Below are 22,779 nucleotides of genomic sequence, written 5' to 3' on the forward strand. Positions count from 1 at the left end.
ATTTCTGGGATCAATATTTTTGTCTTATAATTCGGACAAGAAACTCATATAGGCCATGAAAGACACTGAGCGTTACTATTGACTTCATTAGGAAAGGGGCCTCGTTCGGATGCGCAAACAATGGTATTATCGGTTGCTTTTATCTTATCTTCCTATCTTCGTCGTAGCTTCGTCTGTCGTTGTTCTCATTTCCATTATCACCGTACGATTAACGATCGGGAATGAAGCGAACCGGGTCAACGAAGTTGCAACGAAGCAGATGCTCCAGAGCGTCGATGATGCTCTGCGTTCCATCGATCAATTAATCGTAAAAGAAATTTTGAACAGCGTGACCTTCGACAAGTTTTTCGATCCTGCCAAAGAAACGAATAAATATTTGGATTCCCTTGAAATGAGCGAACGGATTCGAAATATTATTCACGCTACTCCGCTGATCGACTCGCTGTATTTGTACCGTTTCCGGGATCAAATCGTTTTGACCAGGGATGAAAGAATTTCTATAGACCAATTCCCGGATCGGGATTTTCTGATGGGAGTCATCCGTAATCAACCGAAGTCGAAATGGTCGGATTTGCGAAAAATTTCGGAAGTGAACACCTATTCGAACGAGATCGTAACCCGCAACGTGTTGACGCTTACGAGCAAAGTTCCGACCATTTCCGGAGGGCAGGGGCTCATTGTAGTCAATGTCCGTCCTTATGCTATTCAATCGATGATTGAGCAAATGGCAAATTCGCAGTACAGTCATCTCGATTTTGTGGATAAAGAGGGCGGTTTTATTGCGTCCATCGAGGGAAACGAAGCGTTGTCTGGAGTCGATGCCCCCAAATTGCATTCATTCTCGATTTCATCGGATTATACGGGGTGGAGCATGCGCAGCTCGGTTGACAACTCCAAGGTGTACGGGTTCAGTTCGACCATTTTTTATGTTTGCTATGGGTTATGGCTGTTGGTCATCGCATTCGGCGCCTACTGGATTTATGTTATTACCCGCAAAAACTACAAACCAATTGAAGCGTTGACAGATCGCCTGGATCGCTTCAAATCCCAAAAAAGCATACAGCTGCTGGGAAGCGAAAAAAGGAATGATTTCGACTTTATTGAAGAGGCCATCGATCAACTGATCGATCAATTCGACAACCAGCAGCTGCTGCGTAGCGAAAATGTGAAATACCGGCATACGAAGCTGCTATTGGATTTGCTTGAAGGCAATATCGTCAGCCGAGACGATGAGTTAATTGTAACGATGCTTGAAGAACGATATCAAGCTCGTGTTGCAATGGCTGAGATTGACCACTATTCCGGTTTTGCGGCACGATATAGCAAGCGCGATCAATATTTATTGAAATATGCGATTTTACGCGTATTCCAGGAGGTAGCGGAAAAGCACGGTATTCACGTATGGACAGAATGGATACAGGCAAACCATATGGCTATTTTGTTTCAATCCGGCAATTTGGGTACCAAGGCGGAGTCGATTACGGAAGAAGTTTGCGAATGGATTCAAGACAATCTGGATTTTACGATAACGGTCGGTATCGGATCGTTAGCACAGGAGATCGATGAAATAGCTGAATCCCACAAAGCGGCTATGCATGCCGTCAAAATGAAATTCAAGTTCGGCAGTAATCGAGTCATCGCTTCGGACAATATCCAGCATTTGAAGGAAGAGGAATTGATTGTACAGCCCCAAATGCTGCGGACTATTGCACAGACGTTTCGACAAGGCGATTCCGGATGGCTAGACAGAATGCAGGAGTTCGTTCGGCAGACGTCGGAAGCCGGTATGTCCAAAGATAGCGTTCTGAACCTGGTGAAGCTCGTGTTGTTTTCCATCGACCGCGAAATGAGCGAAACGTCATCGGACCTTAAATCGATTTGGAATAAAGGACAGAACTCTTTAAATGAAGGATTGGAGCCGCTGGAAACGGAGGCCGAACTGTATCCTTATGTTTACGCGCAATTAAACGATATCTTCGATGAAATAAACAAGCGTAAGAACGAAGACTCTCAAACGGCATTGCTCTACAAAATTAAAGCTTATATAGATGAGCATTATGAAGATCCGGACCTTTCCTTGACGGGTATCGGTGAGCTGTTTCACATTAACTCCAGCTTTATGAGCCGAATTTTCAAAGAAGAAATCGGAATGAACATGATGGATTACCTTTTGCAGGCGAGAGTCGAGAGGGCAAAGCAACTGCTCAAGGAAACCCGAGATACGGTTCAAATCATCGCCGGTCAAGTCGGTTACCTTCATACGATTTCGTTCATACGCGCTTTCAAAAAGTCGACGGGGCTAACGCCAGGCGAATACAGAAAAATTTCGACGGAAGCCGAGTAAGGGCGGTCTGCCTAGATGTTTTTCGATAAAATCTGCATAGTAAAAAAATGTACATCAGGCTTCGCTCTGCTTCTGAAGATCGCTTCGGAAGGCTGGAGAGGAGCCTTTTTCTTGCCCCATCTATCGAGAAAAAAGGTGTATATTGTGCACAAACGCAGCTCTCCGGTATATTGGGGACATTCCACAAACGATCATACAAAAAGGAGCAGGCAAATAATGAAAACAGCAGCCGTGGCGGTGAAAAAGCACAACCCTACAAACACGGAGCGAAGGAAATTATGGAGGTCGAACATTCCTCTCTGGATTTTGTTTCTTCCGGTATTGATCTACTTCATCGTATTCAAATATATACCGATTGGAGGGATCATCATTGCTTTCAAAGATTACAATCTCCGCGAAGGCATATGGAACAGTCCATGGGCCGGGTTCAAATATTTCGAAATGCTTTGGACCAGCCCGGATTTCTTGAGAGTGTTTAGCAATACATTGTTAATCAGCATGCTAGGCTTTGTTATCGGTTTTCCTTTTCCGATCCTGCTAGCGATCCTGTTAAATGAGATTCGGAAACAGTGGTATAAGAAGGCGGTACAAACGCTGGTGTATTTGCCTCATTTTTTATCGATGGTCATCGTTACGGGCGTCGTAGTGACTTTATTTTCCTCCAGCGGAGCGATGAACGGATTGCTGCAAGCGATTACGGGCTCGGAGGAACCGATTCCATTCTTATACAAGATCCCGAGCTGGCTGGCGATTTATTTCGGCTCAGGCATTTGGCAGGAAGCGGGCTTCTCCGCCATTATATACTTGGCCGCTTTGTCATCGCTCGACCCGTCCTTGTATGAAGCGGCCGCTATAGACGGAGCTCCCAAGTGGAGGCAAATGTGGCACATTACGCTGCCGGGTATTCGCTCCACGATCATCGTTCTGCTCATTTTGCAAATGGGGAAGCTGATCGACGTAGGGTTTGACAAGGTGTATATGCTGTCCAATCCGGCCGTTTCCGAAGTTGCCGATGTCATTTCGACATTTGTATACCGGGTAGGGCTTCAGGGAGGCCAGTTCAGTTTTACGGCGGCAGTCGGGCTATTCGAGTCGGTTATCGGGCTAGTGCTTGTATTGACGGCCAATGGGATAGCCCGCAAATTCGATCAAGGATTGTTCTGATTTTACGAGGGGGCACGCACGAATGAAACCTACATCAGGCGAAAAACTATTTTACGGAATTAATGCTTTGTTTTTAGGGCTATGGGCGTTAACAGCATTAGTACCGCTGCTTCATATCGTATCGCTGTCGTTTAGCAGCAATCACGCGATATTGGCCGGGAAAGTATTTATATGGCCTGTGGAGTTCAGCTGGGACTCTTATGAAGCTTTGTTGAAAGGAACCCGTGTGCCGGATGCTTTTTTGAACAGCGTAATCATTACCGGAGTCGGCGTGCCCTTCAATATGCTGCTTACGATTTTTGCGGCGTATCCGTTATCGAAGAAGCATTTTATAGGGCGGCGGTTCATGACGCTTCTGATCATTTTCACGATGCTTTTCTCCGGGGGGCTTATACCGAGCTATTTGCTGGTCAAGTCGCTTGGATTGATCGATTCTTATTGGGCCCTTTGGCTTCCGGGACTAGTCAGCGCTTACAACATGTTGATTATGAAAACGTTCTTTGAGAACATTCCTGAGGAGTTGCTCGATTCGGCCAAGATGGACGGATGCGGCGAATGGAGATTGGCGGCCCAAATTGTGCTGCCATTATCTGCTCCCGTTATGGCGACGCTGGCTTTATTTTATGGTGTAAGTCACTGGAACTCGTTCATGAACGTGCTCATTTATATTAATGATTCAAGCAAATATAACTTGTCCGTTCTCATCCAGCAGATGGTGGCGCAATCGAATCTGATGAACGAGCTGCAAAATATTCAAGAAGAGGACAGGCAAATGCTGACTCCCGAATCGATTCGCTCTGCAGGCATGACAGTAATGCTAATTCCGATGATTGTCGTATACCCGCTGCTTCAAAAGCATTTCGTTAAGGGGGTGTTAATTGGCGCGGTAAAAGGATAAGGTTATCTTTGTGAAACGATGGAAAAACAAACAGAGGAGGTCGCACAATGAAAGCGAACAGGAAGAACTTACGCAAGGTGGCCATTGCCGGTTTTTGCATGCTAGCGGTAGGCTTGGCCGGGTGCTCCAAACAAAACGGAAGCGATCCCAAACCGAGTGCGGATAAAGCGAAGCCGCAGATTACGATTTCGGCATACGATGCCGGCAATACGCCACCGGAAGAAGGCACAATCGAGAAAAACAGATGGGTGACGTGGATGTCCGAGAACGGCCCGGCCCAATTAAAAGTAATGGCTATCCCGAGAACGGAATCCGTACAAAAATTCAATACGTTGTTCGCCTCGGGCTCCGCTCCCGATCTCATTCAGGAGTTCAGCGCACCGTTTCGCAACCAGCTGTATGATCAAAAATTGATCCTGCCCGTCGATGATTTAATTGAGAAGCACAGCACGACGTATAAAGAGCTGCTCAAACAATATCCTGCATTGAAAAAAGCGGCTACGATGCCTGACGGCAAAATGTACGGGTTCGGGCGGATTAACGGTCTGCGGCCGCACAATGTATTGATGGTCAGAGCGGATTGGCTCAAAAAGCTGAACCTTCCCGTACCGCAAACGCAAGAAGAGTTCATTCGCGTATTGAAAGCATTTCGGGATAATGACCCGGATGGCAATGGCAAGAAAGATACGATTACGATGGATATGGGCGCCCGTTCGATCCAGGTAATCGACAGCATGTTCGGCAACGTAGGTTGGACGATTTCCGGTGACAAGATGGTATGGGATTGGGAAAGGGCGAAAGCGGCTGCCGCCTTCAAGAAGCAATTATACGATGAAGGGCTGATCGACAAAGATTACTTGACGAAAAAAGGGTCCGGTTACATGGGACTGTATGCGCAGGAAATCATTGCCGGAAAAATCGGGATGTGGGGCACTAGCGTACATCAATCCGATATCGACACGTTCAAAGCGCTGAAAAAAGCCGATCCGAATGCGGAATTACAGGTCATCCCGCTCCCCGCGACCGTATTTGGCCAGTTCAGCCCGATCTTATCCAATCCGGTACAAGTGACCGGAATGATCAATGCGGATTCCAAACATCCGGAGGCGGTTATGAAGTATGTTGATTTTATGGCGGCCAAGGATACAGGCCAAACTCTAAAATACGGCATCAAGGGTGAAGATTGGAAGGAAGGCGCGAATGGTTGCCAGCAGTTCATTGATAAAACAAAAACCGATCCGAAGATCAAGTATACAGCGGCGTATACGATGCTCTTCTCGCCGATTGCGGAAGGTTCGTGCGGACAGTTTCAGGCATCGCTCAATCCGAACGACCCGGTAGAAAAGCAATATCTTGATCTTATGAAGCAGGCGTACGACATTTATTTGGACGAGAAGCGTCCTATGCCCGACTTTACGCACCCGGAACATGTTCCGGCGATGCCCGGAGAATTGCAAACATCGTTCAACAACGCGACCAAAACCATCTCGGACATTTGGACGAAAGCCGTTATATCCGGAGCTTCCTATACCGTCGATCAGGGATTTCAGGACGCCAAGAGCACCTGGGACAAAAACAACGGCAAAAATATAGAGGAATGGTACGCGAAATGGTATCAGGACAACAAAACGAAAGCGTTTTTGACCAAAGACTTTTACGAGTTCAAGCTGAAATTTTAACTTGGAGCTTGAAGCAGGATGGAGTATGGATTAGCTTCCGTCCTGCTATCAATCTGCATCGGTTGCATCATTTCAACGATGTTAGTAGTCAGCAAGTTTGAACAAAAGGAGGATATACAATCGATGGGGAACGGATCGATCCAATACATCACGGTGGCGGAAGCCGGACCGGGCAACCCGCGCAATGATACGGCCAGCGTCGTTCAGTTGAAGGACGGAAGCCTGCTTTTGGCATGGCATAAATATGAGGACAGTGCCGAGGGAGGAAGCGATTTTGGCCTCTGCCGCATTTATACCAAGTTATCGAGAGATGACGGGATCACATGGAGCGAGGAAACATTGCTCGTGGACGTAGAACCTGGCGACCATAACGTGCAAGCACCCGGTTTAACCCGGCTACCTTCCGGTGATTTGATGCTTCATTGCCTTCGCGGTCATCACGGAGGGAGCAGCTCGACGATGTGCTTGCTCCGTTCCCGCGATGAGGGGAAAACCTGGCGCGATGCGGGCAACGTATGGAGTCGAAGCGACGGACAATGGCTTCAGGGCGGCGCCAATCAGATGAACGTCTTGTCGAGCGGGCGATTGCTGCTGCCGTTTCATTTCGGCACGGGGCATCAGGGGAGCCAGCACAATACTGTCGCATGCTTTATTAGTGACGACGAGGGTAATAGCTGGCGAAGATCAAGCGGGACGGTCGACTTGCCAATGCGCGGCGCAATGGAGGCATCGGCAGCGGAGTTGGCTTCTGGGCGGATAATCATGTCGCTTCGAACGCAGTTAGGGTCGGTGTTCTTATCTTATTCCGACGATGGGGGGGAGAACTGGTCGTTACCGCAAACATCAGGACTGCAAGCTCCGGAGTCATGCACTTGCCTTAGGCGTATTCCCGAAACCGACGATTTGGTGCTGTTTTATAACGGCAGCAAATACGATCTGACACGCCACCATTACGGACTGCGTACTCCACTATCGGCCGCTTTGTCACGCGATGACGGCATAACATGGAAGAAGGTCGGGGACATTGAGACCGGTCCCCTCGAATTTATGGATTTGAACTGTTCGTTCACCGATTCGGGAAAGGCACTGCTTACTTACACGAAAGTGGAAGATCCGCAAATAACGCAGCAGGATAAATCGATGCCTTTCAAACGGACTGAAATGGATTTGATTCTAGCTATTATAGATCGGGAATGGTTGTATTTATAACCATTCTACAAAATTTGAGTAGGTAGGGTATCTCTCGGAAGAGCGTGGAGAGAGATACCTCACCGACAGGAGAAACCGCATGAAAATACGATACGACCGCTTTCCCGGCGGCAAAACGAAAGCGATTACAATGAGCTACGATGATGGTAGAGAAGATGATCGACAGCTTGTCGCTATAATGAATGAATATGGATTAAAGGGGGCATTCCATCTAAACTCGGGCTTTTTGGGGAAGCCTGGTTATATTGGCGTGAATGAGGTTCAGACTCTGTACGCCGGGCAAGAAGTATCCGCCCATACGGCAGAGCATCCTTTTCTGGATGTAACTCCTCCGGACCGTATTATTATGGAGATCATGAAAGACCGCGATGCATTGGAAGCGCTTACCGATTATCCTGTTCGTGGCATGAGTTATCCGCACGGGGCATGGAATGAACAGGTTGTGTCGGCATTGCCCGGCCTTGGCATTGAATATGCTCGAACGACGACCAGCACCCACACGTTCGATATCCCGTCCGATTTCCTGCTTTGGCATCCGACTTGCCATCATAAACAAATGCTGGAGTACGGGAAAAGGCTCCTTTCTGAGAAGCCGAGACACTTGCGAATGGCTCTACTCTATGTGTGGGGGCACAGTTATGAGTTTGAGCGAGATCGGAACTGGAGCTTACTCGAACAGTTCGGCGAGCTGGCAGGGCGGCGCAACGACATCTGGTACGCCACGAATTCCGAAATCGTCGGTTATATGAGAGCCATCCGGCAGCTACGTTTCTCCGTATCCGGTCACATCATCCATAATCCTTCAGCCATATCGGTGTGGATCGGAGTTGATGATACATCGGTAGAAATAAAAGGAGGTGAGACTAAACATTTAAAACCATGCTGATCGGATAGCAAATGGGAAGAAAAGGAACTACTTTGTTCAACCACTTTTACAAAGAGGAGTGATTGTTATGCGGAAAAAGTCCGTCATTCGTTCTCGAGCTTTACTGATGTTTGTTATTGTCTGCTTTCTAGTTGCCGGCGTAGGTTTCCCAGTTTACGCTCTCGAGTCAAACGACGATGAAATTCAGATTCCGGCGCTAGCCGATACGTATGTGAATCCGGGATCGTCCGCAAATTTGAATTTCGGTTCGTCGCCAACGCTTCAAGTAAGAACGTGGAGCGATCCGAACTATACCCGCGAATCATACATGAAATTCGATCTAAGTTCATATCCCGGTCAATTGGGAACAGCAACGCTGAACGTTTATGCTGCTGTGAACAATGCTAATGGCAGCCCGCTCGCCTTCCAATTGTACGGGGTGGAAGAAGATTCGTGGACGGAGAATATGATGATCTGGAATGACAAGCCGGCAATAAACCATTATTTAGCCAATGTGGACGTAGGCTTGACATGGCAATGGATTCAGGTAGACGTCACCTCCTTCGTGAAGGCACAGCTAGCATCGGATCAGATGGCCAGCTTTGGATTAACCCAAGCCGCCAAGAATGGTGCGCTAATCCATATCAACAGTAAAGAGAGCCCAGCAAATCAGCCGTATTTGTCACTATCACACGAACGTGTTAATCCATCGGCTCCGAAGTGGCCTTCCGGTGCCAGCGTTGAAATTATGCAATTGAACGAGAACGGGCTGGATTTGAAATGGACGGAACCGAAAGGTTCAGCGAATGTAAGCAATTATCGCATCATTCAGAACGACAAAACTATCGCGACCGTAACGGGCACTACGTACCATATTCCGATTCCGAGCTCCGATATCGGCAAAACGTATACATTGAAGATTGAAGCCGGAAGCAATCAAAACCGGTGGAGCCATGACGGCCCCTACGTAACCGTGACCATCCCGAAAACCGAGCTCAAACAAGTGAACATCGGGAATGTGTTCATCGAAAATGAGCCGATCCAGCTCAAGGTTGCGACGCTGCAGCCTAGCGTTACGTGGTCAGTTTACGATATGCAGGGCACCCAGATGTCCGGAGGAACAGAATATAACGACAAGGGCCAAATGCTCATTCATGTTCCTTATACTAAACGCGGCTACTTTAAGCTCAAGGCAACCGTCGAATCGTCAAATGCACAACCGCCGGTTCCATTGGAAACGTCGTTCGCCGTTCTGTCGCCCTATGATTTTACTGCTGTAGCAGATTCCCCGTTCGGAATGGGGTCCCATCTGCACAGGGGACAAACCACAACGATTCCGTTAATTCAGCAGGCAGGCGCGAAATCGGTCCGGACTGGCATCGAGTGGCACGCGATTGAGAAAACGAAGGGAGAGTACACGTTCAGTCCCGTTCCGGATAACTACATGGCGAAACTCAAAGAGCAGGGCATCGGAAAGTTGTTTGTCGCTGCATACAACAACCCCTTTTACGACAACAACGGCACTCCGTACACGGACCAAGGCCGTGAAGGTTTCGCTAACTATGCCGAAGCCTACGTTGATAATTACAAAGATCAGTTGATCGCGATGGAAGCCTACAATGAGTTTCATGGTTCTTTCGGAAAAAGAGGCAATAGTCCTGCCAACTCCCGTCCTGATTATTATTTTAAATTATTGAAAAAAACGTATGAGACGATTAAAGCCGAACATCCTGAATTCCCAGTCCACGGCATTGTCGCTTCCGAAGATGCAGTGAGTTGGATCGAGGAAGTGTTCAAGCTGGGCGGGCTGCAGTATATGGACGCGGTTACCCTGCATCCTTACCTTTATCCGAATGAGCCAGAAGGCTTGTCCGACTCCCTGGAACGAATTAAGGCACTAATTCGCCAATATAATAACGGCCAAGACAAACCGATTTGGCTCACGGAATTCGGTTATCCAACCCATAAGGCCGGGAATGGCGTCGATGAAATAACTCAAGCGAATTATTTGGTCCGTTATCATGTGTTGGCGCTTTCAATCGGAGTCGAAAAATTATTTTGGTACAATATGGTGAATGACGGGCTTCGTAACGACTATAACGAAGATAATTTCGGCATTCTTCGTAATGCGGCTGACCCGCTCGGTGCATTCACTCCAAAGCCCGCTTATGCCGCCTATGCCGCAATGACAAGGGAGCTCACCGGATGGCAATTTTCAGCTGAAGAGCCGCTCCAGTCCGGCTTGAAAAGCTACATGTTTGCTAATGGCGGACAAAACAAACGGGTGTTATGGTCGCTCGCACCCGCGTCGGCTGTCATCAGAACGAATCAGCCTGTTGAAATTACGGATATGATGGGGAATACGCGAACGTTTGCGCCGACGAACGGGAATATTTACGTGACTTTGACTGGAGAGCCTATTTACATCAAAGGAAATATACAATCGATCAATAAGGATGCGACGTTTACCGTTTCAGGAGGAAGCGCTCGGTCCGGTGAGCCGGTGATGCTGCAAGTTGAAATGAACAATATGACAGCGGAAGCGCTGGATTTTACATTGGAGATTGAAGAACAACAATTCGTGATGAATGCCGCCCCTGGGCAAAACAAGCTTCAGACGGTTGTTGTGAACGGGTTGGATGAGCCTGGGACACGGATCGTCAAAGGAGTTATAAAAGCAGGAGGGCAAGCCGTCGGGCTGCTGCAGCATGCTGCTGCCATACTCCCGTCTGAAACAATTCACATTCGCCCGGTCATTAATGGTACCGATCCGCTAAGTCAATCGATCAAAGTACAAATCCAAAATCACTCGATGATCAACGCCCTGCCTGTTCATAGTGTGGATTGGAAGCTTGGAACATTGACAGGCCGTCAGGAGCTGAATCAAGTGCTGCAGCCCGATTCGGCTAGGGAGTTCAATATCCCGCTGCAAAGTATGGAGCTCAGCAAAAGCTATCCGGCTAACGTCGATGTAGCTTTCGGAAACAACAAAACGTATACCTATTCAGGATCTATCGAATTCAATCCGGTCTATTACGGAACGGTGAATGTAGACGGAAATGCCGACCCGCTTATCGTTGCGAAGCCGGCGACCATCGATTTGTCCAAGGGCAATGTGAAGGTGAGCGGCTATAATGGGACCAATGATTTGAGTGGTTCCGTATGGCTGAACTATGACAACGATCATGTTTATTTGACCGCAAAAATCAAGGATAACATTCATGCGTTTCCGGCTACGGATGTGAACATATGGAACAACGATAGTATCCAGTTTGCGATTTCGAGCGGATTACCGGGCGAAGATCCTAAATATTACGAATACGGAATTTCGCAAACATCGGCAGGTCCGCAAATTTATCGTTGGATCGCGCCGGCTGGCGTTTCCAAAGGATTAGTCACAGGCGGAACGGTTCGTGTAGCAAGAGATGAGGCCCAGAAGCTGACGACCTATGAGTTGGCATTGCCTTGGTCGGAACTAACGCCGATCGGGACCGAAACCGGAGTATTCAGCCTTTCACTGCTCGTTAACGAAAACGACGGCAATTTGAGAAGAGGCTATATCGAATGGGGTGGCGGAATCGGCGACGGCAAGGCACCAAGCAAATTCCGGACGATGCAATGGGTTCGATAATATCGTAAACTAATAAAGATAGGTGAAATTGCTCCCTTCCTGTTTATAAAATTGTTTCTGTGAAGAGATGATTTATGGATGAGAGGGGAGTTTTTTTCTTGCATTTGAGAGGTCGAACAACATTGTTTCAATCGATAGGCAAAAATTCATATGAAATCGTGATAAATACGAGATGCTAATGCGTATTCCATTATGTTAATGCCATCCCGCTAAAGATGGCCTTCTCAACAATCTACATCATTACGCTAACGGGTACGTTAACTCCATAAAGCAACAAAGACGCAGCTGCCGGAATAAACCGGCAGCTTTATTACGCTAACGGACTGGCGTATTATTATGTAGATATAGTAGGTTGAAAATATACGAAAAGTATAGGAGTAATCATGAAATTCCAGATAATCTGGAATGCATTTTTTAAAGTTAAAAATGAGGAAAAGGCAGATCGACTTATTAATCAAATTGAAGTATGAACAGGTCACCCAATTGTGTCAAAAAGGTAAAGGGCAGGATATGGAAAAGTCTATGTAGAAATCTTCATTCCCAAAAATCAGGTTGTACTTGGTAGTAAAACTGGTAATTCAAAGGAGTACCAATTATGTTCTTTACAGTCAATCTTATGATCCGTTTCCTCCTAGAACTGATTCTGATCGCTTCATTGGGCATCTGGGGTTATCATTTTGCTACACTCAACTAAAGGGTACGATAGTGGAGTTGCCGTCAGGACAGTTCCTTTTTTAATTATCATTAAGTACCGTGGTTGTAGTGGTAAATAACATTGCTTCAAAATAAATTTCGTACTTGATTAGTAAGATTTGTACTAGACTTGATGGAAAATCTATCATACGATTTGATTGCTTTAAGGTTGAACTCCTATCTTTGTATCAATTTCATGAGGAAGTGCTTCCATGTGGGACCGGATAAAGCCGAAGAAGATGTATTTGAGTATATTTTTGTATTCCTGCATTGCCGTAAGTCTGCTCACATTGGTGTTCACCTTGTTCTTGAGTCAGCAGTTCGCCCGAAGCGCACAGGAGGAAATGAACAAGTCGAATCAGGAGAAAATGAAGAAAGTCGTGAAAACCTCGGAGTATACATTGCAGAAATTACGCCAGTTTGCGCTTAGAGTTTATTCGGATGAGAGCATTGCGCTTTGGATGAACATGGAGAAAAACAGTTACTCTCCTTTGATACTGAATAAAGCCGCTACAAGCGTAAGGGAGTTTATGAGCAGTGAATCTTTCATTTCCGGTATTTATTTAATCAATTTCAATCTTGACCAAATCTATACTTCAGAAACAAGCATCTATACTACAAGCGATTTTTATGACCAAAAAATATTGGATTATATTAAGAATCAGAAAACACCCTACCTGCAATATTTCAACCATGAGGTAAAAGGCGGATCGTATCTTGCATTAGTCGTACCTGCAGCCGGACCTAATCAAAAATATCAGGGGTTTGTAGCGATTCTGTTCAGTAAACCATTACTGAATGAGAACATGCTTCAAGTTTCGGAGGAAGATCAGAACAAGCTGTATATTGAGGGCAAAAATAAGGAATTCATCTTGGGAAATACAGATCCAAAATTAGCAAAAGAACTGTTGAAAATGGATAAACCGGTCACAGAACAACAGGGATGGGAATGGAATTCCGGCAATGTCACCTGGTCCATTCAATCCGAACGGCTGCCTATAGAAGGATGGAATGTTTATCACCTGGCGCCAATTTCTGTATGGCAAGAGAAGGTAGACAAAATCCGTTTTGAAATTATCGGCTCTTCGATTATTCTGCTGGTTGCCTTGCTGCTGTTTTTGTTTTGGCAATCCTACCGCAGTTTGAAGCCTATCAGCGATTTGGCCAATCAAATGAGAAGCAAGCTCGGTAAAGAGCATCCCATGATCCAGACAACGAATGATAAGAGTGAAATGGCTTGGATTCATTCCAGCTTCCATTCGCTCATAGAAAAGATTGAACAATTGGATTTATCCATTAAGAGCAGCAAAGCTTTGGTCAAAGAAGATTTTTTGCGTCAATGGATTCTAAATCCGAAGTCTTCTAAACCGATTGAAGAGCTTATTAAGAACCAGACTTACATTCTCCGAACGGGATTGTTCCGTATAGTGGTTATTCGTTTGGAATCGTACGGACGATTCGAGGAGCAATATGATTTTGCATCGCGAAAATTACTGCGCTTCGCCATGGGAAACATTATGGCCGAAGTCCTAATGAACCGCGGGTACGCCGCAGAAACGATCGATTTCGGCTCCGACCACATCGTTGCACTGATTTCTGCGCCTACTTCAGAGGATGACTTACCGCAAGTAAAGGTGGCTTTGGAAAAAGTAAGGGTTCAGATCAAACAGTGGATTAAGTTGGAAGTGAGTGCAGCCGTCAGTTCCGTGCTGGATGTCGAGGAGAATTTGCAAATCATTTATTCCCAGTTGTATGAATTAACGTTAGTGAGGTTCATTAATAATGAGGACAAAGTGTTTACTTATGATGATTTAGAACGGTACGAAGGCAGCAAGGACAGTGATCTCGACGAAGGACTATTGAAACAGGTTATCCATTCCGTTCAACTCAAGAATGAAAAGGCGCTCGAAGGGTATTTGGATCAGCTCACCTTGCATATGCAAGAGCTGAGCTATGAGGAATGCAAGCTGCAGCTGACACACATCATTTATTCGATCATGAAGAGCTTTAAGAACTTTAGCACGTTCCAAGGGTTAAAGAGCGTCCATGCCTTCCTGGAGCAATTTGTCACCCTACGGGAAGTGAAAACGTGGCTGTACCGAGAGATGCTGCAAATTATGGATCAGCAGCGTAAGAAGAATACTTCAGGCAGGAAGGAAGAGGTTGCTGCGGAGATGATCGAATACGTGAGGAACCATCTTCACAATCCAATCCTTTCCGTGGATGACGTTGCCGCTCATGTTTCCATGTCAGTGAACTATGCCAGACAAATATTTAAGGATCATTTTTACTGCTCATTGTCCGATTATATCGCGAACCAACGGATCGAGCTCGCCGCCAAGCTGCTTAGAACAACCGACTGGACCGTAGCGGATATTACGGAGCGGTCCGGATTTCAAACCAAGAGCACCTTCTTTTCTGCATTCAAACGTGCCACCGGGATGACGCCCAACCAATACCGCATGGACAAAAGTAAAGACAAAGCTTAAAATTCATACATTTTCGTTATAAAATATGGACTCTTCCTATTTGTAACAATTCGTACTGTTTGATAGATACCGGACTGTACGGAGGCGGCTGAACCGACTAAGATCGAACATGAAACCGAACGATGCGGTATGCACGCAATACTAATCAATGCGTCGATATGTCGCGCAAGGTTGATCATGAATAGGGAGGGTTACGCAATGAAGATATTAAGAAAAGGGTTATTACTGACGTCGGCCTCGCTGATATTGGCGGGAGCCTTGACCGGCTGCAGCTCGGAGAAGGCGGCGCCGTCCGGAACCGATAAACCAGCGGCATCAGACGCCAAATTGAATCCGGTTACATTGAAAATCATGTTTCCGGGAGATCCGCCGGGCAATTGGAATGAAGTTAAGACAGAGATGGAGAACCGGTTGTCGGGCTCGCTCAATGTGAAGCTGAATGTTGTGTTCATCCCATGGTCTGATGTTCTCACGAAGCGCCAAGTCGCATTGTCCTCCGCGGAAGACTACGACCTGATCTGGGACAATAATCCGACGCAAAACATTGCCGCCGGCCTCTACGAACCGTTGGACGCACTTATTGACAAGTATGGACCTGACATTATAGGTGCTCGCTCTCCGCAGCTGATGGAAGCCAACAAAGTGAACGGCAAATTGTATGCGGTTCCGCTTGAAGTAAATTTCATTCGTCCATGGACGTTCGTTATTCGAAAAGACATCAGGGAGAAACTGGGAGTCGCTCCGATCAAGAGCTATGACGAGTTAATAAAGTTTATGTACACCGTGAAGGAAAAGGCGCCAGAGGTCACGCCGTTTATACCGAATGGATCGGAACATATCGGCTTAAGGCAGGCAAATATGTTAGATCCGAAAGCCAATATTGCCGCGGTACTCAACTATCCTGGATTGTACACCAAAGGCAACGACGGGAAGGTCTATAATATCTTCGATAACATGGATCCTCAAATCATGAAAAGTTTTGAAACAAATCATAAGTTATATAAGGACGGGATTATTGCCAAAGACGCCCTTACCCTCAGAAACGCCGAATTTGCCAAAGGAAAGGCAACGGTCTCGACATTTAATGATTTCGGTGTAAATCTCAGCACCGCTACGGCTCTGGAGAAGGCCGTTCCAGGATCGTCTGCGGAAGCATACAGTCTATACGATCCTAGTATGAAGCTCAGCTCGACATACAAGGCAGGCAATTACATTGCTGTTCCTGTTATAAGTAAAAACAAAGAACGCGCCATTCAGTTCATCAATTGGCTGAACAGGCAGGAGAATTACGACTTACTGGCTTACGGAATCAAGGGGAAAAACTGGGAGGACGCCGGTCCAGGCCTGTATAAACCAATGAAAGAAAACTCTTATGCAGGAATTCCTTTCGCATGGGGCTGGAACCCCAAGCTCGACCGTATTGATGCAAGCTTATCGGAAGATGTCATCAAGCTGAATAAGTGGCAGCGGGATCCCAAAAATTTTACAACAGATATTCTCGCCGGGTTCACCTTCGATCCAAGCCCGGTTTCCAATGAAGTGGCACAATTGAGCAACATGGGCAAGGAGCTCTACGATCCGATCGTTATGGGACTCATAGAACCGAAAGAAGGCTTGGAGAAATTTAAAGAAAAAGCGTATACCAACGTCAAGAAAATCCAAGTCGAGTATCAAAAGCAGCTGGATGCTTTTTTGACAAACAAAAAGAAGTAATAGATCCAATAAGCCGGATGCCTTGTCAAGGTTTCCGGTTTTTTCAATCATAAAGAAAGTGGGCTCTATATTGCTTTGCAGGATCGTCGGTAAACGCGCCGTCCTGAAGGACTCCGATGGTGTTAAACCTGATCTTGATAAAATCTGTACTCTCCGATTGGTAATATTCACACCTTCTTAGACTGTTACGGTTCAAACTCATTGATAAAAGCAAGACTATACGATCCGTTCCCCGAATGAGTAAGATACATGTACACACGAAAGGAGAGAGAGCTTATCATGAGTATCATGCGGGAACTCAGGAAGAACAAATGGCTTTATGCCATGGCGCTTCCCGTGATTGTGTACGTCTTTATTTTTTCTTATTTGCCGATGACCGCCCATATATTGGCGTTCAAGCAGTTTATTCCCGTTAAGGGGCTATGGGAAAGCCGGTGGGTGGGACTCGATAATCTCGTGTTTTTTTTCACCGGACCGGATTGGTTGAGGGTTACATTAAATACGGTATACTTGAACCTTCTGTTCATTGTGATGGGCACGGTTTGCTCGCTGCTTATTGCCCTGCTGCTAAATGAAATCAGGCAAGTCTTCTTCAAGAAGCTGACGCAATCTCTCGTTATTTTACCGCATTTCATTTCCATCATCGTCGTGAACCTGATGGTCATGAATTTCTTTAACGGGCAGGACGGTATGATAAACAGATTGCTTAGGGAGTTCGGTTTTCAGGCTGTCGATTGGTTTCAGACGCCATCGGTTTGGCCTATGCTGCTAATGATCATATTCGTGTGGAAGGGAGCCGGGTGGGGTTCGATTATATATCTGGCCACCTTAACCGGCTTCTCCGAGGAATATTATGAAAGTGCAAGAATAGATGGGGCAAAGCGATGGCAGCAGATCTGGCATATTACCCTCCCGCTGCTGCGTCCGACTATTATCGTATTGATTCTGTTAGACCTTGGACGAATCTTCTACGGTGATTTTGGATTGATTTACGGAATCATTGGTGACAATTCTCTCCTGTTTAATGCTACGGATGTCATCGATACATATACCTATCGTTCCTTGCGGGATGTCTCTAATATGAACAGCTACAGCAACGCCGCGGCAGTCGCATTATTCCAATCGATTATGGGTTTGATGACCATTCTCTTTTTCAATTGGATTGTCCGCAGGGTTGATAATGATTCGAAGTTATTCTAGTGAGGTGCTTGAGAATGTTAATGAAACAACGTGATGGTTCCCAGTTGGCCATATCCGTCGTGGCGTATGGTTTCATAGGTTTCTTTGCCCTGATATGCTTCATTCCCTTCTGGCTTGTGTATATCGGATCGTTCACAGCGGAGCATCAGATTGTCAAAGGCTTTCAAATGTTCCCTACCGAATTTTCAATCGATTCTTACCGTTTCTTATTTAATGGCAGTCAGGTGTACCGCAGTGCCTTTGTTTCCATTTTTGTTACTGCCGTCGGAACTGTAGGAGCCGTGCTTTTGACCTCCATGTTCTCCTATGTGACCGCTCATCAGAAGGTGAAGTTCAGGAATGCTCTTTCATTTTACATTTATTTCACGATGCTGTTTGCCCCCGGGCTCGTAGGCTATTATTTGCTCATCTCCAACTGGCTGAGCCTGCGCGATTCGTTATTGGCATTAATCTTGCCGCACATGTTTTCCGCATTCAACGCATTCCTGATGACCTCATATTTTCGTACGCTTCCCTTCGAATTAAACGAAGCAGCGACTATGGATGGAGCGCATGAGCTGTATATTTTCTACCGGATCATCTGGCCGATCTCCATGCCGGTCATCGCAACGATAACGCTGTTCTATGCGCTATCCTATTGGAACGATTGGTTTAATGCGCTGATGTTTATTGATAATCCACAGAATCACCCTCTACAGATGATGTTAAGAAGAATTATCTCCAATTCGCAGAATCTGGATTATTTAAATGCGAATATTAACATACCTGTATCAGCTACGGGCATTCAGCTTTCGACAGTTGTCATCACGATTGGGCCGATCATCTTCTTATACCCGTTTCTACAGCGCTTTTTCATTAAGGGAATGACGATTGGCGCAGTCAAAGGGTAAATGCCGAAGAGGCTGGTTTATTTAGGAGAGGAGGTGGTTGTTAAGAATAAAATAGGGGTCCGAACAAGTTTTTCACGTTTACTTGCGTGCTGATTAAAAACATTCTTAAAGGAGGTTTAAGCATGGGAAAATCTCATTATCAACATCGTGCTTTGTCATTGTTTCTGGTATTTATGATGCTTGCGGCGTTTATCCCTGTCGGAGAAGTTCAAGGAGAAGAGACTTTGTTGAAGACCGGAAATTATTACTTCAGTCATGCCCCGAACGGAGGCAATTCTCCTGATAAAGGCGCAACCGGTCTGGTATCCTCAGCGGGCGGCGTTCTGTTTGACGGAAAAACCACAACGTATGCCGGATGGATGGGAAACGGCACCGGTACCCCGGGGACTGTACAGATCGTATTCGATCTGTTGAAGGATTACCCGTTGGACAGGATCAATGTCGTGCTGAATTCGCCGAATTCGGCTTGGGGTTTTAAAGAGTTTACGGTAAAATACCGTCCTGAGGCCGTAACGGATTATTACTATATTGCTGCCAAACACATCAGAACACCAGGAATCGTCTCAACAAGCCCAAGCTCAACTTGGAACTATTCGGTCAACATACCGATGTCGAACAAGACAGCCAGGTATATTGTTATCGATATTAAGCGACCCCATGCCTATCAGCATATCCCTCTCACCGAAGTTCAAATTTATAAAGGGACCGGACAGGAAGGCGTGAATCCCGGACCTGCGCTTACAGCAGAGCAGATGGCTCTCGAACTGAAAAAAGACGGCTTAATGGCAGATAAGTACGGGCAATGGGTTTATGAAACCTGGCCGGGAAAGGTTACCTCCGATGAGCAGCTGCAGCAGGAATATGCAAGTGAGGCGGCTGCGTTGTCGAATGTATCCCTAGATCCTGCCAAGTACGATCAGTACGGCGGGATAAAAAGCGGAGGACAATTCACAGGCACCGGTTATTTCAGACTTCAAATGATTGATAACAAATGGTGGTTTATTACCCCTGACGGAAACAAATTTATTCTGAAAGGCGTAGACGCTACAAGTATATGGGAGTGGGGGTACGGAACGCCGCTTAAAAAAGCCGACGGTACACCGAGAAATGTCTTCGAGGAACTTCCCGACCGGACTGCCTATGCGCCTGCTTATGTAAGCGATTCCAATGGCGAACGGGTAAGCTTCGTCGTCGCTAATGCGATGAGAAAATACGGCAGCGATTTTGAGTCCAAATGGGAGGATATCACAAAGAAGCGTCTGATCGATTGGGGCTTTAACGCCTTCAGCAAGTGGACCAAACCTGGTAATATTTCGTTTCCTTACATTCAAGTCTTGCAAGACCCAATGAATTTAAGAAGGATTCAATGGACATACGATGTTTTTGACCCGTTGAATGAATCCATCATCGAAAACGCACTGGCCAGCCAGCTTCAAAAAGCGCAAAACGACCCTTGGTTGATCGGTTATACCTACGATAATGAGGCTGGATGGACTGCCGATATCGTAAAGGAAGTACTGACGTATAACGCGACATCTCCGGCAAAAAGCGCATTCGTTGATTTCCTTGCGCCAAGGTACAACAATGACATTGCCGCCGTCAATCAGCTATTGGGTACAAACGCCGCATCGTTTGCCGTGCTAAAGGATACTTCCATCAATATTGCCAAGGTGCCTGCCGCGGATGTATCGGAATATATCAAGCTGGCATCCAGAACGTATTTCTCAACCATCAAGAATGTAATCAGAAAATATGATACGAACCATCTGTTCCTGGGAGTGTCTGTAGTTCCCACTTGGCGGACCGGTCTGGATTGGGATTCGGCAGCTATGGAGTTTGTAGATGCTTTTTCCGTTGACAATTACGTGAATGATACAAGTTGGATATCCAGATATGAGGCATTCGGCAAACCGCTGTTGAATCTGGAATATACGTTTAGTACGACCGAACGCGGTTTGTCGCCCGTCAATGGTGCAACTACTGTTGCAAATATAGCCGATAGAGGTTATGCCTTCAAATCGTTCGTGGAGGGTCAGATCTCTCATCCGTTGTTTGTCGGTTCGGGCTGGTTTTCGTACTACGATCAAGCGGTTACATGGCGCAAAGACGGCGAGAACTTCAATATTGGCTTGGTAAACCAACAAGATCAGCCCTATTCGGATATGGTTAACATCATGAAGACCGTCAATGCAGGTTTGGAAAATGTGCATGACGCATCAGACGACTCATCAGGGCCTGAGACAACGGCCGATTTGACGCCGGCACAGCCGAACGGGCAAAACGGCTGGTACACAGGTCCGGTTACGCTGGCTTTCAGCGCTTCGAATACTTCTTCAAGCGGTTTAAAGACGGAATACAGCCTGGATGGAGGCGCCACATGGAAGCAGTACACGTCGCCGGTGACGTTTGATGAAGAAGGTAAGTATACCGTAAATTACCACTCGAAAGATGAAAATGGAAACGAAGAAGCTATAAAAACGATCAGCTTTAAGGTAGATAAGACGGCACCGACAAGTGTCGCAACCGTTAGTCCAGCAGCTCCAAACGGCAATAACGGATGGTATAAATCGGGCGTTACGGTAAGCTTGTCCGTTTATGATCATTCATCCGGCATGGAGAAAACGGAATACCGGGTAAATAACGGGGCTTGGATAACTTATACCGGTTCGATTCCTGCATTCAGCGAAGGGGATTATAAGCTCGATTATCGCAGTTTGGATCAGGCCGGCAACGTAGAACCGATTCGAACCGTCCAGTTCAAGATTGATAAAACGGCGCCGACAGTAACTGTTCAACTGGATAAAACGTCCATCTGGCCGGCTGATCACAAAATAGTCGATATCCATGCAACGTTACAATCGAGCGATGCCGCATCAGGCGTTGAATCTGTAGTGTTAACCTCGGTTACCAGCAATGAAGCGGACAGCGGCCAAGGCGACATTGAGGCCAATGTCGGCACACCGGATACATTGATTCGTTTGAGAGCTGAGAGATTGGGCCAAGAATCGGGACGCATCTATACCATAACCTATACGGTTACCGACAAAGCCGGTCATCAAACGGATGCATCGGCGACAGTCACTGTACCGCATGATCAATCCAAATAACGAATAGCAGAACTGAATTGGAATTTTGGGGGAGAAGCTGTGCTGTCTCCCCCGAATCTTTGTTACAACAAATAAAATAATGTGGAGCTGTCACAGGGTAGCTCCACTTCTAAATTCAGCTCAAAAACTCAAAAGTAGGATTAGCATACTGCTACACTAACGGGTACGATAAGCCATGCACAGGCTGCCGGTATACTTACCGGCAGCCTTTGTCACAATGCTAACGCTTATCTGACGCCATATTTAGCCAGATACTGTGTATACGAGTTGAGATGAACGGCTTTAGCCTTACGTTGGGTCTCCTCCCGGTGCTCCGGCATGCTCAGCCTCAACGTAATCGGCCAGTACGTCAATGACGTCGTCGAAGCTTTTCATATATTAGTTAAATGTAAAGACACACAAGTAGGTGAACAATAAAAATCTGTACGATATTGAGATTATGGAGATTCTCGCTAACGATGCAGATGAAAGGGTCAGGTTTAATGTTGCAACAAAAAATCGACTGCCTGAGCACCTGCAATTAAAACTGGCTAAAGATTCAGATTGCTCGGTTAGAAAACGGATTGTCTACAATAAAAAAGCGTCAATTCAAGTTCTAACTTTGTTACTAAATGATGAGGACGAGGACATACGAACTTTAGCAAAGAATAGAATTGATGAAGGACGATACAAGTAAGCGTTACGCTAACGGATACGATAGTTCAATATAAAAAGGAGGGCAGCCGGCCATGTCGATCGGCTGCTTTTTCATTGAAGTAACGGGCAGGTTCATGGAGGAGTAGGCTATTCTGACAAGCCCACCTTTCTTATAACCAGTAACGGCGAGGTTTCCTTCATACGCGATGTAAAAGGGGATATTATTATTGTCTTGGGATTTTCTGTTGCAAAATACGAGGG

At 46.3% G+C, this 22,779-nt stretch carries 12 protein-coding genes; all 12 read left to right on the forward strand.

Annotated features, from left to right (window positions below):
* Window positions 1-109: 109 nt before the first annotated feature.
* The 12 genes from ACFQ88_RS11425 (at window position 110) to ACFQ88_RS11480 (ending at window position 21,882) form a co-directional block, all read left to right on the forward strand.
* On the forward strand, window positions 110-2,344 hold the full coding sequence (locus tag ACFQ88_RS11425) for a helix-turn-helix domain-containing protein (RefSeq protein WP_379454187.1): 2,235 nt from the start codon (window positions 110-112) through the stop codon (window positions 2,342-2,344).
* Window positions 2,345-2,560: 216 nt separating this feature from the next.
* Window positions 2,561-3,508 (forward strand): ABC transporter permease, encoded by a 948-nt coding sequence (locus ACFQ88_RS11430; RefSeq protein ID WP_379454188.1) that lies wholly within the window; start codon window positions 2,561-2,563, stop codon window positions 3,506-3,508.
* Window positions 3,509-3,530: 22 nt separating this feature from the next.
* Window positions 3,531-4,406 (forward strand): carbohydrate ABC transporter permease, encoded by an 876-nt coding sequence (locus tag ACFQ88_RS11435; protein WP_379454189.1) that lies wholly within the window; start codon window positions 3,531-3,533, stop codon window positions 4,404-4,406.
* Between the two features lie 47 nt (window positions 4,407-4,453).
* A complete protein-coding gene (locus ACFQ88_RS11440) occupies window positions 4,454-6,085 on the forward strand; it encodes an extracellular solute-binding protein (RefSeq protein WP_379454190.1) in 1,632 nt (543 codons plus the stop codon).
* A 123-nt stretch (window positions 6,086-6,208) separates the two neighbouring features.
* Complete coding sequence (locus tag ACFQ88_RS11445) at window positions 6,209-7,294, forward strand: sialidase family protein (protein WP_379454191.1); 1,086 nt, start codon at window positions 6,209-6,211, stop codon at window positions 7,292-7,294.
* A 79-nt stretch (window positions 7,295-7,373) separates the two neighbouring features.
* A complete protein-coding gene (locus ACFQ88_RS11450) occupies window positions 7,374-8,180 on the forward strand; it encodes a polysaccharide deacetylase family protein (RefSeq protein ID WP_379454192.1) in 807 nt (268 codons plus the stop codon).
* A gap of 67 nt (window positions 8,181-8,247) precedes the next feature.
* Entirely contained in the window at window positions 8,248-11,790 is a 3,543-nt protein-coding gene (locus tag ACFQ88_RS11455) for a CBM96 family carbohydrate-binding protein (protein ID WP_379454193.1), read from the forward strand.
* 905 nt (window positions 11,791-12,695) lie between these two features.
* Window positions 12,696-14,972, forward strand: coding sequence for an AraC family transcriptional regulator (locus ACFQ88_RS11460; RefSeq protein WP_379454194.1), 2,277 nt, complete (start codon window positions 12,696-12,698; stop codon window positions 14,970-14,972).
* A gap of 198 nt (window positions 14,973-15,170) precedes the next feature.
* Entirely contained in the window at window positions 15,171-16,685 is a 1,515-nt protein-coding gene (locus ACFQ88_RS11465; protein ID WP_379454195.1) for an extracellular solute-binding protein, read from the forward strand.
* A 279-nt stretch (window positions 16,686-16,964) separates the two neighbouring features.
* Window positions 16,965-17,885 carry an ABC transporter permease gene (locus tag ACFQ88_RS11470; protein WP_379454196.1) on the forward strand — a complete coding sequence of 307 codons (921 nt, stop codon included), beginning with the start codon at window positions 16,965-16,967 and terminating at the stop codon, window positions 17,883-17,885.
* 20 nt (window positions 17,886-17,905) lie between these two features.
* Entirely contained in the window at window positions 17,906-18,775 is an 870-nt protein-coding gene (locus ACFQ88_RS11475; protein WP_379454197.1) for a carbohydrate ABC transporter permease, read from the forward strand.
* 122 nt (window positions 18,776-18,897) lie between these two features.
* A complete protein-coding gene (locus ACFQ88_RS11480; RefSeq protein WP_379454198.1) occupies window positions 18,898-21,882 on the forward strand; it encodes an OmpL47-type beta-barrel domain-containing protein in 2,985 nt (994 codons plus the stop codon).
* Window positions 21,883-22,779: the final 897 nt, after the last annotated feature.

It is taken from the genome of Paenibacillus sp. NPDC056579, assembly GCF_042793215.1.
Taxonomy (GTDB): Bacteria; Bacillota; Bacilli; order Paenibacillales; family NBRC-103111; genus Paenibacillus_S.

What these genes read in the sequence shown, in the direction of transcription:
- ACFQ88_RS11425 (WP_379454187.1), top strand. Translation starts at nt 110, where the DNA reads ATGCGCAAACAATGGTATTATCGGTTGCTTTTATCTTATCTTCCTATC.
- ACFQ88_RS11430 (WP_379454188.1), top strand. Translation starts at nt 2,561, where the DNA reads ATGAAAACAGCAGCCGTGGCGGTGAAAAAGCACAACCCTACAAACACG.
- ACFQ88_RS11435 (WP_379454189.1), top strand. Translation starts at nt 3,531, where the DNA reads ATGAAACCTACATCAGGCGAAAAACTATTTTACGGAATTAATGCTTTG.
- ACFQ88_RS11475 (WP_379454197.1), top strand. Translation starts at nt 17,906, where the DNA reads ATGAAACAACGTGATGGTTCCCAGTTGGCCATATCCGTCGTGGCGTAT.
- ACFQ88_RS11445 (WP_379454191.1), top strand. Translation starts at nt 6,209, where the DNA reads ATGGGGAACGGATCGATCCAATACATCACGGTGGCGGAAGCCGGACCG.
- ACFQ88_RS11460 (WP_379454194.1), top strand. Translation starts at nt 12,696, where the DNA reads ATGTGGGACCGGATAAAGCCGAAGAAGATGTATTTGAGTATATTTTTG.
- ACFQ88_RS11480 (WP_379454198.1), top strand. Translation starts at nt 18,898, where the DNA reads ATGGGAAAATCTCATTATCAACATCGTGCTTTGTCATTGTTTCTGGTA.
- ACFQ88_RS11455 (WP_379454193.1), top strand. Translation starts at nt 8,248, where the DNA reads ATGCGGAAAAAGTCCGTCATTCGTTCTCGAGCTTTACTGATGTTTGTT.
- ACFQ88_RS11465 (WP_379454195.1), top strand. Translation starts at nt 15,171, where the DNA reads ATGAAGATATTAAGAAAAGGGTTATTACTGACGTCGGCCTCGCTGATA.
- ACFQ88_RS11450 (WP_379454192.1), top strand. Translation starts at nt 7,374, where the DNA reads ATGAAAATACGATACGACCGCTTTCCCGGCGGCAAAACGAAAGCGATT.
- ACFQ88_RS11470 (WP_379454196.1), top strand. Translation starts at nt 16,965, where the DNA reads ATGAGTATCATGCGGGAACTCAGGAAGAACAAATGGCTTTATGCCATG.
- ACFQ88_RS11440 (WP_379454190.1), top strand. Translation starts at nt 4,454, where the DNA reads ATGAAAGCGAACAGGAAGAACTTACGCAAGGTGGCCATTGCCGGTTTT.